Source organism: Microbacterium commune (assembly GCF_014836945.1).
Classification (GTDB): Bacteria; Actinomycetota; Actinomycetes; order Actinomycetales; family Microbacteriaceae; genus Microbacterium; species Microbacterium commune.
Genome location: NZ_JACSPX010000001.1, coordinates 418,691 through 431,372, shown reverse-complemented (window position 1 = coordinate 431,372; position 12,682 = coordinate 418,691). Strand labels below are relative to the sequence as shown.

Below are 12,682 nucleotides of genomic sequence, written 5' to 3'. Positions count from 1 at the left end.
TCCATCATCCCTCTTCGCGCAGGCGCGGCTCGACGCGGTGCTCCGGGCGCAGACCCGCCTTGTCGGCGTAGAACGCCCGGATGCGATCCATGTCCGCCCGGGTGTCGCCGGTGAGCTCGATGGTCGGGCCGAGGCCGGATGTCATGGTCGTGCGGTCGACATAGCCGAGGGTCACCGGCATCCCGGTCTCACGTGCGATCCGGTAGAAGCCCGACTTCCAGTGCGTGTGGCCCCGGCGAGTGCCGTCAGGGGTGACCACGAGACCGAACACCTCGCCGCGTCGCGCCATCGCGACCACGTCGGCGACGACGCGGCCGGGATCGTCGCGATCGACGGGGATGCCACCCAGCGCGCGCATCAGCGGACCGCGCCAGCCGCGGAACAGGCTCTTCTTGCCCAGCCACCGCACGTCGATCCCCAGACGCCAGGAGATCGCGAGCATCAGCACGAAATCCCAGTTCGACGTGTGCGGAGCGCCGATGAGGATGCTCGGTCGCTGCGGTGCGGGCTCGGAGCGCAGAGTCCAGCGGCTGCACAGCCAGAAGATCCGTGCGGTCAGACGTCGAAGCATCCGTCCACGCTACGACAGCCGCCATGCGGACAGCGGTATGGCGCGTGAGACCGTGGCGTGTCGGCGCGGGGAAATCAACCCCCTCAGCGGGCCAGGCGGCCGATGTTAGCTTCGGGCGGAACACACAACCGACCGTGCGACGCCCAGCGCCGCGCAGAAGACAGAGGTGGTTTTCATGGCAGCCAAGAGCACCGCGACCCAGAAGTCGAAGAACTCCGGCACCAAGACGAAGGACTCGGCGAAGGCGAAGGATGCCGCCGAGACCACGCCGCTGGAGAACGCCGAGAAGGGGTTCCAGGCCTCACCCGAGCTGATCCGCGACCTGCAGGCCGTGCTGGTCGACCTCATCGAGCTGTCCGTGCAGGGCAAGCAGGCGCACTGGAACGTGGTCGGGCGCAACTTCCGCGACACGCATCTGCAGCTCGACGAGATCATCGACGCGGCGCGCGGCTTCGGCGACACCGTGGCCGAGCGCATGCGCGCGCTGCACGCAGCCCCGGACGGGCGCAGTGCGACCGTCGCCAAAGCGACCACGCTGCCGGAGTTCCCGACGGGCGAGGTCTCCACGACCGACACGATCGACCTGATCACGGTGCGGCTGGAGGCGACCGTGGCGACCATCCGCCGCGTGCACGACCAGGTCGACGACGAGGACCCCACCTCGGCGGACGTGCTGCACGCGATCATCGAGAAGCTCGAGCAGTACGCCTGGATGGTCAGCGCGGAGAACCGCACGCCCGCGTCGTGACCCTGAGACGTCGTGAGCCTGAGACGTCGTGACCCTGAGACAGAGTGAGGACCGTCACCCGATCGGGTGACGGTCCTCACTCTGTGCGGCACTCAGGCCGGTTGCGGCATGAGGCTGAAGGACACCGCGCCCTGCTCGTCGACCGAGGCGTCGAGCACCTTGTCGTCGAGGGCCTCTGCGGCGGCCTTCTCGAGGAACACGCGGATGTCCTCGTCGCCGATGATCGAGTCGCCCGGTTCGGGCGTGGAGGCGACCGTCACCGCGAAGCGGGGCTCGGTCTCGGTGCCCGACGAGTGGATGCGGAGTCCGGCATCCGACGTCGTGCTCTGCTGGGCGACGATGGTCGCCGCGATCGTGTTTGCGTTCTCGGTCAGGGTGAGCATGGCTCTCCTTCCGGTTGCGGACACCACACCGTACGGCGCGATGTGCGTGCCACGATTCCGCACCTGCGCACCCGGTTCAAGCTCAGCGCCCGACTCTGAGGGGTTTCACACCTGACGCCTGTGCGCGCTCAGCCCACGCGCTGTCACCGTCGGCGATGCAGCACCAGGGGCAGCCCGATCCACAGCAGCAGGATCGCGAGCAGTCCGATTCCGCCGGCGATCAGCGCCAGCACGTGGTCGAAGGTGAAGTCGATGATCAGCACGGTCACACCGACCGTCAGCACGCCGCCGACGAAGATGTTCGCCTTGACCAGCCGATGCGCCATGCGCACGAGCTCGGGCTTGCGGCCCTTGGCGAACAGCACCCGGTGCATCCCGACGGGCGCGAGCGAGAGAATGCTCGCGGTCGCCGCCAGTAGCACGAGCACGATGTAGAGGATGCGCTGCTGGTCGGTGAGCTCTCGGAACAGCGGCTGGAATGCGACGGCGAGAAGGAAGCCGGTGAGGATCTGCGTGCCTGTCTGCATGACGCGGAGCTCTTGCATGAGCTCCTCCCAGTTGCGGTCGGCGCGCTCAGCGGCGGTCTCGTCGCGGCCGTCGGTCTGGGCATCGGCGTGCGGGTCGTTCATGACATCGGACGCTACACGCCCGCTCGCGTGTGGGACGAGAGGCTTGCGCGGGCGCGATCCGGTCGTTTCGACCCCGCGGTTCGGCAGAGGCGTACCATCGAGGGATGCCAGAGAACCAGGCACCCGAGATCCCGTCGCGACCGCTCGCCGCGCCGCCGGGACTGCGAATGGTCGGCACGGATGCTGTCGGCGTGTGCGCCGACGGGCACTGCACGCTGCCGACCGCATCGACGAGCACCGACGAAGCGGCCGGCGCTCAGGACACCGTCGACGCCGTCGACGCCGAGGCATCCGGTTCTGACTCGGATTGATCCCGTCTACTGCGCCCGGCGTTCTGCTCGACGGCGGAGTGCAGCGGCGAGCTCCGGTGCGATCAGGGGATCGTCATCCAGCGGCACCGTGAGCGCCATCAGCGAGCGGCTGAAGTGGTTGCGCAGTCCGGCGGCGAGCGTGATGTCGACGATCTGCCGGTCGGTGAGGCCGTGTTCGCGCAGCGCCGCGGCATCGGCATCCGTCATGTCCTGCGGCGACGACGAGAGCCGCTCCGCGTAGCGGATCACCGCCCGCTCGGCATCGGTGAACGCCGAGTCGTCGTCGGCGGCGAAGGCGCGCAGGCCCGCCTCGTCGACGACGCCGGCCGTCATGCTCTTGCGTCCGTGCGCGATCAGGCAGTGCGCTGAGCCGATGGCTCGTGCGGCGCCGAGGGTGGCAGCCTCGTAGATGCGAACGCCGATCGAGGGCACCACGGCTCTGACCAGCGCGACGAACGCATCGTGCGCCTCGGGATTCACCGCCATCGCGGCGGTGTAGGCATGCACGAAGCCGTCGGCGGCGATGTCTTCCTCGTACATCTGCGCGACGGCGTCGCTGGCGCTCTCGGGTGCCGGGGTGGTGATGATCATGAAGCGGACGGTACTCCGCAGCCCGCACCGGCGGTAGGGGTGTCAGTGCGCGGCGTGCGGGGGTGCGCCCTCGTCGTCGTCCTCAGGCTTGCGGATGAGGAACGCGCCGATGATCGTCACCGTCGCGATGACCGCGCCGATCGTGACCGACGTGCGCGTACCCGCGGCCACGGCCTCGGGCACCTCGGTGCCGCCCCCGGCGTTCACGATCCCCGTGAAGACGGCCACCATCACGGCGATGCCCGCGGCGCCGGCGACCTGCTGGACTGTGCCGATCACCGCGCTGCCGTACGAGTAGAACTTCGGCTTCAGAGACGCGAGCGACGCGGTGAACAGCGGGGTGAACGACAGGGCGAGACCCACCGAGAGCAGCGTCTGCGCTGCGAGCACCAGCCAGATCGAGCTGTCGACCGTCACGGTCGTGAACAGCCACAGCATCGATGCGGCGAGGATCGACCCGGGGATGAGCAGGATGCGGGTGCCGTGGCTGTCGTAGATGCGACCGATCACCGGTCCGAGCAGCCCCATCGCGAGCGCACCGGGGAGCACGATCAGGCCCGCCTCCAGCGCCTTCAGCTCAAGGGCATCCTGCAGGAAGAGCGGGATCACCGTGATGCTGCCGAAGAACGCCAGCGACAGCAGGAACATCTGGATCATCGACAGCGAGAAATCCTTCGAGCCGAACACCCGCAGGTCGAGCAGCGCGGCGTCGCGCCGCTGCAGCAGCACCTGACGCCAGAGGAAGAGAACGAGCCCGACCACGCCGACGGCGAGCGCCACCATCATCGGCGCCCAACCGGCGCCGGTGCCCAGGCTGCCGATCTGGCTCAGGCCGAACACGAGCCCGCCGAAGCCGAAGGCCGACAGCACGACCGAGAGCACGTCGATCGGGGCGCGCATGGTCTCGCCGACGTTCGTCAGCCAGCGCCACCCGATGAACATCGCGATCAGGGCGATGGGCAGCACGACGACGAAGATGGCCCGCCACCCGAAGTGATCGAGCAGGAACCCCGACATGGTCGGCCCGATCGCCGGCGCGAGCGACATCACGATGCTCACCCGGCCCATCATCCGGCCACGCGACGACGCGGGCACGAGGTTCATGATGGTCGTCATCAGCAGCGGCATCATGACGGCCGTTCCGGACGCCTGCACGACGCGGCCGACCAGCAGCACGAGGAAACCCGGCGCGAGGGCGGCGACGAGGGTTCCCACGGAGAACAGCGTGATGGCACCGAGGAACATCTGCCTCGTCGTGAAGCGACGCAGCAGGAATCCGGTGATCGGGATGACGACCGCCATGGTCAGCATGAATGCGCTCGTGACCCACTGCGCAGCCAGGGGAGTGATCCCGAGATCGGTGATCAGATGGGGGATCGCGATGCCCATGGTCGTCTCGTTGAGGATGGCGACGAAGGCGGCCGCGAGCAGCACCCAGATCACGGCCATGTCCCTGGCGGGGATGAGGCCCGCGGAAGGACGAGCGACGGGAGTCGACCCGGTGCGAACGGCAGACATGGGTCTCCTCGAAGGTGGTGGTGAGTCAGAAGGCACCCGACGGAGCGGGCAGCGGCCGAGCGGCGAGTGTGAGCGGACGCAGCCGTCCATCCTAACCCGCGCCTCCGCTGCGGTATTCCCTCGTCTGCTGCGGACTAGCCTGAAGGGATGAGCATGGGTGGTGGAGGAGGACGCGGCGCCGTCTTCCGCGGCGTCGACGAGGCCGCGCAACGACGCATGAACGCCGCCGCCCCCAAAGTGCCGGGTCTCGGTCGACGCGTCGCCGCGCTGTTCACCCCCTACCGGGGTCGCCTCGCCCTGACCGCGATGCTGGTCGTCGTCGGGGCCGGCATCGCCGTCATACCGCCGCTGCTGGTGCAGCGCATCTTCGACGACGCGCTCTTCCCCCTCGACGGCGGCGGCCCGCGCATCCCGCTGCTCACGATGCTGGTGAGCATCACGATCGGGCTGTTCCTGCTGTCGGCCGTGCTGGGCGTGACGCAGACCTGGCTCACCTCCACCGTGGGCAACGAGGTGACCGGCGACCTGCGGGTGCGGCTGTTCGAACATCTGCAGGCGATGGAGCTGGGCTTCTTCACCCGCACGAAGACCGGAGTGATCCAGTCGCGGCTGCAGAACGACGTCGGCGGTGTGTCCGGCGTGCTCACCAACACCGTCACCAGCGTGCTGGGCAACACCGTGACGGTGATCGCGTCACTCGTCGCGATGCTGCTGATCGACTGGCGTCTGACGCTCATCGCGGTGATCCTCATGCCGATCCTGGTGCTCGTGCAGCGACGGGTGGGGCAGGTGCGCGCACGCATCGCCGGAGAGACCCAGGAGTCGCTGTCAGAGCTCAGCAGCATCACGCAGGAGACGCTGAGCGTGTCGGGCATCCTGCTGTCGAAGTCGTTCAACCGCCAGCGCACCGAGTCGGTGCGCTACCAGGCGGAGAACCGCAACCAGGTCCGACTGCAGGTGCGACGGGCGATGAGCGGTCAGGGGTTCTTCGCGGTCGTGCAGGTGATCATGGCCAGCGTGCCGGCGATCGTCTACCTGGTGGCCGGCTTCTTCCTCACCGGCGGCGCACCCGAGATCACCGCCGGGGCGATCGTCGCGTTCACCACCGTGCAGGCCAGGCTGCTCATGCCGCTGATGGGCCTGATGCGCGTGGCCCTCGATCTGCAGACCTCTGCGGCGCTGTTCGCGCGCATCTTCGAGTACCTCGACATGGTGCCGCAGATCCAGGACGCACCCGACGCGATCGACGTCGCCGACGCACCCGGACCGCGCGGCCGCATCGAGTTCAAGGATGTCGTGTTCCGCTACCCGGATGCCACGCCCGACGCGCGCCCCACTCTGGACGGCGTCTCGTTCGTCGCCGAGCCCGGCACGCACGTCGCATTCGTCGGGCCGTCCGGAGCCGGCAAGACCACGATCCTCTACCTCGCGCCGCGCCTGTACGAGGCCTCCGGCGGCACCGTCGAGTTCTCGGGCGCTGACGTGACGTCGCTCACGCAGGAGTCGATCATCGATCAGATCGGCATCGTCTCGCAGGAGACCTACCTGTTCCACGCGACGATCCGCGAGAACCTGCGCTACGCGAAGCCGGATGCCACAGACGAGCAGCTCGAGCGCGCGTGCCGCGCGGCGAACATCCATCACGTGATCATGTCGTTCGACCAGGGATACGACACCGTGGTCGGCGAGCGGGGCTACCGGCTGTCGGGAGGGGAGAAGCAGCGCATCGCCATCGCCCGCGTGCTGCTGAAGGATCCGCCCGTGCTGCTGCTCGACGAGGCCACCTCGGCTCTCGACACCGTCTCGGAGCGCGTCGTGCAGGAAGCGCTGGATGCCGCGGCCCGGGGCCGCACGACGCTGTCGATCGCGCACCGCCTGTCGACCGTGATCGACGCCGACGCCATCCACGTCGTCGAGGCCGGCCGCATCGTCGAGTCGGGCACCCACACGCAGCTGCTCAGCAGGGGAGGGCTCTACTCGACCCTGGCGGCCCAGCAGATGGCCTCGGCCCGCATGGACGCCAGCCCGACGGACTGAGAGCTCCGACCACGGTCACCACGCCAGCGCCGTGCTGAACTCCGCGTTCGGGCGGGCGGCGTCGTATTCGGGCAGGGCGCGCAGCGACGCCTCGAAGGCCTCGACGGCCGCTCGGTAGGCGGGATCCGGATGCTCGGCCGCGATCGTGCGCAGCGACGGCAGGTCCATCGCGAGGATCAGCGCGATGCGCGAACGCACCGCATCGCTCTGACCCGCCGCGGTGAGCACGTCGATGCCGCCGAGGAGCGCGGCGAGGTAGTCGTGCAGCACCGGCAGCTGGGCTTTGCCCTGGGTGATCGAGGTGCCGTCGGCGCGCACGCGCCAGTGCACGGCGACATCGGGCACGACGTCGAACGCCCGCGCCTCGGTGTACATCCGCTGCGCGACGACCTGATCCTCGTAGGCGACGTTCTCGGGGAAGCGCAGCCGCTCCCAGAGGGTCGCGCGGCTGAGCTTCGACCACGCGACGATGTTGGCCGAGGCGTCGGGATGCTCGGCGAGCGTCACGCCGAGGCGCCGGGGCGCGGTGGCGGCGGCGATCCACGGCTGCACGCGGCCGGGACGGTACGCGCCGTCGATGAGCCGGGAGCGCACGTACGCAGCGGCCACGAAGTCGCTGCCGGATTCATCCAGCGTGGCGAGCCAGGTCTCGATCGCGCGCGGCGTCAGCTCGTCGTCGGCGTCGAGGAATCCGACGAACGGCGTGTCGACGAGGTCGAGAGCGACGTTGCGGGCGGCGCCGAGCCCGCGGGACTCATCGTGCCTGAGCACCTGGAATCGAGCGTCGCGGGCTGCGGCAGCGGCGAACACGGCGGCGGTGTCGTCGTGCGAGCCGTCGTCGACGAGCAGCGCCTGCCAGCGGCTCTCGGTCTGCGCCTGCAGCGAGGCGAGGGCTGCGGGCGCGAAATCGGCGATGTCGCGTCCGGGCACGATCATCGTCACACGCGGGGTCACGACGCCGAGTCTACGGTTCGGTGCGCACCCTGGCGTCCGCCCGCGGATCAGGCCGAGACCGCCGCGACGGCGTCGGCGACGAGAGCCGCGAGCTGCTGCGCCGATCCCTGGGGCAGGGGCGTGCGGCCGAAGGTGAAGCGCACTGCGGTCTGCGCGACCTCCGCCGGGATGCCGATCGCCAGCAGCACGGGGGAGGGCTCGTCGCTGCCGGCGGCGCAGGCCGACCCGCTCGACGAGACGACGCCGCGCCGCTCCAGCTCCAGCAGCACGGCCTCGCCGCTGATGCCCGCGAACGTGAAGCTCGCGAGGTTCGGCAGCCTGTGCTCCGGCGACCCGGTGAGAGCAGCCCGGGGCACGGCATCCATGACCGCGGCGATGAAGGCCGAGGTCTGCGCCTGCACCGCCGCGACGCTCTGCGAACGCTCCGCCTCGACCAGCTCGAGGGCGGTCGCGAGGCCGACGGCGCCGGCGACGTTCTCGGTTCCGCTACGGCGTCCGCGCTCCTGGCCGCCGCCGTGCAGCAGCGGCTCCAGGGGCACCCGGGAGCGCACGCCGACGGCGCCGATGCCCTTGGGCGCGCCGAGCTTGTGCCCGGCGATGGAGACCGCGTCGGCGCCGAGCGCGCGCAGATCGAGCCATCCCGCCGACTGCACCGCGTCGATGTGGACGGGCACGCGGTGCTCACGCGCGATCGCGACGAGTCCCGCGATGTCCTGCACGGTGCCGATCTCGTTGTTGGCGTGCCCCACGCTCACCAGGGCGGCGTCGGCGGCGTCGACGGCACCGTCGGCATGCAGCGCGGCGCGCAGGCCGTCGACCGCCACCGCGCCGTGCCCGTCGACGGGCAGCATCCTCACCGCGACCCCGTGCAGGCGCTGCAGATACTCCGCGGAGCGCAGGATCGACTCATGCTCGATCGGGGTGGTGATCAGTCCGCGCCGCTGCGGGGCCTCCTGCCGCGCGCCGAGCACGATGCCCTTCACCGCGAGGTTGTTCGCCTCGGTTCCTCCGGAGGTGAAGATCACCTCCGACGACCGCATGCCCAGGGCCTCGGCGACCCGCGCTCGTGCCCATTCCAGGGCGTCGGACGCCGCCTCGCCGACCGTGTGGTGACTCGACGGGTTGCCGTACACACCGGTCAGGTAGGGGTGCATCGCCTCGAGAACCTCCGGCCGTGCCGGGGACGTGGCCGCGTGATCGAGATACAGCACGTCAGTCGATCCGCAGATCGAGCCCGAGGTCGACGGCCCGGGCCGAGTGCGTGAGCGCGCCCACGGAGATCACCTGCACACCCGTCTCGGCGATGGGGCGGACGGTCTCGGGGGTCACGCCGCCCGAGGCCTCGACCACGGCGCGGCCCGCGATGAGGGCGACGCCCGCGCGCAGATCGTCGAGCGAGAAGTTGTCGAGCAGAACCGTATCGGCGCCCCCGTCGAGCACGGCCGGGATCTGATCGAGCCGGTCGACCTCCACGACGACGTGCGTGGTGTGCGGCAGTCGGCTGAGCGCCTCGCGCAGCGCGGTGGCGAGATCCCGCCCGCTCTGGCGCAGCACGGCGAGGTGGTTGTCCTTCGCCATCACGGCGTCGGAGAGGGACCGCCGGTGATTGCTGCCGCCACCCGAGACCACCGCGTGTCGTTCGAATTCGCGCAGTCCCGGGGTGGTCTTGCGTGTGTCGGCGATCCGCACGCCTGTCCCGTCGACGGCGTCGACGAACGTCGCGGTGAGGGTCGCGATGCCGCTCATGCGCTGGGTGAAGTTCAGGGCCACGCGCTCGGCGGTCAGCAGGCTGCGCGCGCGGCCGCTGACCGATGCGAGCGCGTCGCCCGCCGCGAAGCGGTCCCCGTCGGCGACGTGCAGGTCGACCCGCACGTCGGCGTCGGTGAGGGTGAAGGCGGCTGCGAACACCTCGCCGCCGCTGAACACACCCGATTCGCGAGCGACGAGATCGGCGGTCGCGTGCGCCGACGCGGGCAGCAGCGCGGTGCTGGTCACATCCCCCCACGGTGCGTCCTCCTCGAGCGCGGCGGACACCGCGCGTCGCAGGGTGGCTGGTGTGATCATGCGGCTCCCATCAGGGCGGGCGAGAGGAGGGAATGGGCGCCGAGCGAGTCGGTGCGGGACAGGGCGGCGGATGCCAGGGCGCGTCCCACCGCGAGCAGATTCGCGTCCTCGTGAGCCGTCGGCGAGGTCGGTGACGGGGCCGTCCACGCGTGCAGCTGGGCGACGGCATCCCGCATCCCGTGATCGGTGCGGATCAGGCCCAGCTGGTTCCACATCAGCCGCTGCAGTGCCGAGCGCGAGAACGACGGATCGGTCGGCGCTGCCGACGTCGCGCCCGGACGGTCGCGACCCCCGTCCCGCCGATGCGGAGGCGACGCCTCGGGCCACCTGAACGACGGCGTGGCGGACGAGGTGAGCGACTCGGCCGCGCGAGCGCCGAACACGGCGCCCTCGAGCAGCGAGTTCGAAGCCAGCCGGTTCGCGCCGTGCACTCCGGTGCGCGCCGTCTCGCCGACCGCCCACAGCCCCGGCACCGAGGTGCGCCCGTCGATGTCGGTGGCGATGCCGCCCATCAGGTAGTGCGCGGCAGGCGTGACCGGCACGGGATGCCGGGACCAGTCGATTCCGCGGCGTCGCAGCTCCGCGTCGATGGTGGGGAAGCGATCGGCCAGCACCGTCGCACCGAGCCCGGTGGCATCCAGCGCAACGGGGGCGGCCTGTGCGGCGGCGCGACGGGCGACGGCTCTCGCGACGACATCGCGCGGGGCGAGTTCGGCGTCTGGATGCTCGTCGAGCATGAAGCGTCGCCCCGTGGCATCCCGCAGCACGGCGCCCGCCCCGCGGACAGCCTCCGAGATCAGGAAGGGCTTCGCGCCCGCCAGGACGGTCGGGTGGAACTGCACGAACTCGAGGTCCGCGATCGCCGCGCCCGCGCGCACGGCGATCGCGATGCCGTCGCCGGTGGTGCCGGCCGGGTTGGTCGTGTGGGTGTACAGCTGCCCCGCGCCGCCGGTGGCGAGCACCACGGCATCCGCCCGCACCTCCGCCCCGTCGATCGAGCGGATGCCGATCACCCGGTCTGCGCAGGTCAGCGCGTCGGCTACGAAGACGTGCTCCCGCACCCGCACCGTCGAGGTGCGCAGACGGGACAGGAGAGCGGTCGAGATCGCCGCGCCGGTGGCGTCGCCCCCGGCGTGCGCGATGCGCGGTCGGCTGTGCGCGGCCTCGAGTCCACGCGCGATGTCCCCGTCGGCGGTGCGATCGAACGCCACGCCCGCGTCGACGAGTGCCGCGATCGCGGCGTGCGCACCGTCGACGAGCGCGGTGATCGCGAGGGGGTCGCCGTGGCCGTCGCCGGCCTGCAGGGTGTCGAGGGCGTGCAGCGCGGGGGAGTCGCCGGGCCCGTACGCTCCGGCGACACCGCCCTGTGCGTGGGCGGTGCAGCCGTCACCCAGCGCGCCCTTGACGAGCAGAGTGACCCGGTGACCGAGGGCGTCGGCGCGCAGGGCGGCCGTGAGGCCGGCGATGCCCCCGCCGACGATGATCACGTTCATCGCGGTCGCGCCGCCAGCATCTGCTCGAGCGCGACCCTGGCGGGCAGCGCGACGTCGTCGGCGACGCGGATGCGGTTCTGCACCCTGCCGTCGACGAGCTCCTCCAGCACCCAGGCGAGGTAGCCGGGGTGGATGCGGTACATGGTCGAGCACGGGCAGACGACCGGGTCGAGGCAGAAGATCTCGTGCTGCGGATGCTGGGCCGCGAGGCGCCGCACGAGGTTGATCTCGGTGCCGATCGCGAAGGTGGTGGGCTCGGTCGCGGCGGCGATCGCCTTGCGGATGTAGTCGGTGGATCCCGCCTCGTCGGCCGCGTCGACGACCTCGACCGGGCATTCCGGATGCACGATGACGCGCACACCGGGATGCTCGGCGCGCGCCTGCGCGATCTGGTCGACGGTGAATCGGCGATGCACCGAGCAGAAGCCGTGCCAGAGAATCACCCCGGCGTCGCGCAGCTCGTCGGCACTCGATCCGCCCAGCGGCCGGCGCGGGTTCCACATCGGCATCCGCTCCAGCGGCACCCCCATCGCCTTCGCGGTGTTGCGACCGAGGTGCTGGTCGGGGAAGAAGAGCACCCGACGGCCGCGAGCGAACGCCCACTCCAGCACCGTCGCGGCGTTCGACGACGTGCACACGATGCCGCCGTGCCGGCCGACGAAGCCCTTGATGGCCGCCGACGAGTTCATGTACGTCACCGGCACGACGGGCAGCAGACCCTCGGCATCCGGCGTGTCGAGCGGGCCGAGCACGTCGGCGAGCTGCTCCCAGCAGTCCTCGACCTGATCGATGTCGGCCATGTCGGCCATCGAGCAGCCCGCCGCGAGGTTCGGCAGGATGACCGCCTGGTCAGGGCCGGAGAGCAGATCGGCGGTCTCCGCCATGAAGTGCACGCCGCAGAAGACGATCGCCTCCGCGTCGGGGTGCTCGAGCGCGGCGTTCGCGAGCTGGAACGAGTCGCCGACGTAGTCGGCGTGGCGGACGACCTCCTCGCGCTGGTAGAAGTGGCCGAGCACGACGGCGCGGTCGCCGAGGGCCTGCTTGGCGGCGCGGATGCGCGCGTCGAGCTCGTCCTCGTCCGCCTCGCGGTAGGCGGCCGGCAGCTCGCCCTGGCGTGGGGCGCCCACCGGGATGACGTCGCCCATCGACGACCCGGGGCCGTACCCGGGACGCACGTCGAAGTCCCAGGGCCCGGCCGCGAGGTCGGTGCTGCATGTCGGGTCGAGCGAGGCGCCGGCGACGATCGCCTGCAGGGCGTGATCGACGGAGGGATCGATGGTGCGGAGGAGGGTCAAGAGAGGACCGCCTTCTGGTCGCTATGACATTTACTGCCAGCGAACAGATTAGGTCGATATGACCAGAAGTGCAATCACGCGTGGGCCG

The 12,682-nt window shown here is 70.6% G+C and carries 13 protein-coding genes; 3 read left to right on the top strand and 10 right to left on the bottom strand.

Translation table 11 applies throughout. The features are described from left to right. Positions 1–4: 4 nt before the first annotated feature. Complete coding sequence (locus H9633_RS02045; RefSeq protein ID WP_071644613.1) at positions 5–571, bottom strand: 1-acyl-sn-glycerol-3-phosphate acyltransferase; 567 nt, start codon at positions 569–571, stop codon at positions 5–7. 175 nt (positions 572–746) lie between these two features. Between H9633_RS02045 and H9633_RS02040 the strand changes: the two genes are divergently transcribed. Further along, the gene (locus H9633_RS02040; RefSeq protein ID WP_071644627.1) at positions 747–1,319 is read left to right on the top strand and encodes a Dps family protein; all 573 of its coding nucleotides are present in this window, start codon (positions 747–749) and stop codon (positions 1,317–1,319) included. A gap of 92 nt (positions 1,320–1,411) precedes the next feature. On the opposite strand, the gene H9633_RS02035 is transcribed toward H9633_RS02040, so the two are convergent. Together H9633_RS02035 and H9633_RS02030 are read right to left on the bottom strand one after the other, a co-directional pair. Next, on the bottom strand, positions 1,412–1,702 hold the full coding sequence (locus H9633_RS02035) for a Fe-S cluster assembly protein HesB (protein ID WP_191711912.1): 291 nt from the start codon (positions 1,700–1,702) through the stop codon (positions 1,412–1,414). Positions 1,703–1,845: 143 nt separating this feature from the next. Continuing rightward, a complete protein-coding gene (locus H9633_RS02030; protein WP_071644615.1) occupies positions 1,846–2,331 on the bottom strand; it encodes a DUF6328 family protein in 486 nt (161 codons plus the stop codon). A 104-nt stretch (positions 2,332–2,435) separates the two neighbouring features. On the opposite strand from H9633_RS02030, the gene H9633_RS02025 reads away from it, so the two are divergent. Further along, positions 2,436–2,642 (top strand): hypothetical protein, encoded by a 207-nt coding sequence (locus H9633_RS02025; protein WP_191711911.1) that lies wholly within the window; start codon positions 2,436–2,438, stop codon positions 2,640–2,642. A gap of 6 nt (positions 2,643–2,648) precedes the next feature. On the opposite strand, the gene H9633_RS02020 is transcribed toward H9633_RS02025, so the two are convergent. Further along, complete coding sequence (locus tag H9633_RS02020; protein WP_191711910.1) at positions 2,649–3,233, bottom strand: carboxymuconolactone decarboxylase family protein; 585 nt, start codon at positions 3,231–3,233, stop codon at positions 2,649–2,651. A 42-nt stretch (positions 3,234–3,275) separates the two neighbouring features. Then, on the bottom strand, positions 3,276–4,751 hold the full coding sequence (locus H9633_RS02015; protein ID WP_071644618.1) for an MDR family MFS transporter: 1,476 nt from the start codon (positions 4,749–4,751) through the stop codon (positions 3,276–3,278). A 147-nt stretch (positions 4,752–4,898) separates the two neighbouring features. On the opposite strand from H9633_RS02015, the gene H9633_RS02010 reads away from it, so the two are divergent. Next, positions 4,899–6,788 (top strand): ABC transporter ATP-binding protein, encoded by a 1,890-nt coding sequence (locus H9633_RS02010; RefSeq protein ID WP_177243864.1) that lies wholly within the window; start codon positions 4,899–4,901, stop codon positions 6,786–6,788. Between the two features lie 15 nt (positions 6,789–6,803). On the opposite strand, the gene H9633_RS02005 is transcribed toward H9633_RS02010, so the two are convergent. Genes H9633_RS02005 through nadA form a run of 5 tightly spaced genes read right to left on the bottom strand, consistent with a single transcriptional unit; the run spans position 6,804 to position 12,594 of the window. Further along, positions 6,804–7,742 carry a glycosyltransferase family 2 protein gene (locus tag H9633_RS02005; RefSeq protein ID WP_318247169.1) on the bottom strand — a complete coding sequence of 313 codons (939 nt, stop codon included), beginning with the start codon at positions 7,740–7,742 and terminating at the stop codon, positions 6,804–6,806. 47 nt (positions 7,743–7,789) lie between these two features. Beyond that, complete coding sequence (locus H9633_RS02000; protein WP_191711909.1) at positions 7,790–8,953, bottom strand: cysteine desulfurase family protein; 1,164 nt, start codon at positions 8,951–8,953, stop codon at positions 7,790–7,792. Position 8,954: 1 nt separating this feature from the next. Then, positions 8,955–9,806 (bottom strand): carboxylating nicotinate-nucleotide diphosphorylase, encoded by an 852-nt coding sequence (nadC, locus tag H9633_RS01995; RefSeq protein ID WP_191711908.1) that lies wholly within the window; start codon positions 9,804–9,806, stop codon positions 8,955–8,957. Next, positions 9,803–11,299 (bottom strand): L-aspartate oxidase, encoded by a 1,497-nt coding sequence (gene nadB / locus H9633_RS01990; protein WP_191711907.1) that lies wholly within the window; start codon positions 11,297–11,299, stop codon positions 9,803–9,805. The genes nadC and nadB overlap by 4 nt, the downstream gene beginning before the upstream one ends. After that, a complete protein-coding gene (gene nadA / locus H9633_RS01985; RefSeq protein ID WP_191711906.1) occupies positions 11,296–12,594 on the bottom strand; it encodes a quinolinate synthase NadA in 1,299 nt (432 codons plus the stop codon). Before nadA ends, nadB begins: the two co-directional genes overlap by 4 nt. Positions 12,595–12,682 lie beyond the last annotated feature (88 nt).

Bases quoted from the DNA above. Each gene is read 5' to 3' on its own strand.
- H9633_RS02045 (WP_071644613.1), bottom strand. From the start codon at position 571: ATGCTTCGACGTCTGACCGCACGGATCTTCTGGCTGTGCAGCCGCTGG.
- H9633_RS02040 (WP_071644627.1), top strand. From the start codon at position 747: ATGGCAGCCAAGAGCACCGCGACCCAGAAGTCGAAGAACTCCGGCACC.
- H9633_RS02035 (WP_191711912.1), bottom strand. From the start codon at position 1,702: ATGCTCACCCTGACCGAGAACGCAAACACGATCGCGGCGACCATCGTC.
- H9633_RS02030 (WP_071644615.1), bottom strand. From the start codon at position 2,331: ATGAACGACCCGCACGCCGATGCCCAGACCGACGGCCGCGACGAGACC.
- H9633_RS02025 (WP_191711911.1), top strand. From the start codon at position 2,436: ATGCCAGAGAACCAGGCACCCGAGATCCCGTCGCGACCGCTCGCCGCG.
- H9633_RS02020 (WP_191711910.1), bottom strand. From the start codon at position 3,233: ATGATCATCACCACCCCGGCACCCGAGAGCGCCAGCGACGCCGTCGCG.
- H9633_RS02015 (WP_071644618.1), bottom strand. From the start codon at position 4,751: ATGTCTGCCGTTCGCACCGGGTCGACTCCCGTCGCTCGTCCTTCCGCG.
- H9633_RS02010 (WP_177243864.1), top strand. From the start codon at position 4,899: ATGAGCATGGGTGGTGGAGGAGGACGCGGCGCCGTCTTCCGCGGCGTC.
- nadC (WP_191711908.1), bottom strand. From the start codon at position 9,806: ATGATCACACCAGCCACCCTGCGACGCGCGGTGTCCGCCGCGCTCGAG.
- nadB (WP_191711907.1), bottom strand. From the start codon at position 11,299: ATGAACGTGATCATCGTCGGCGGGGGCATCGCCGGCCTCACGGCCGCC.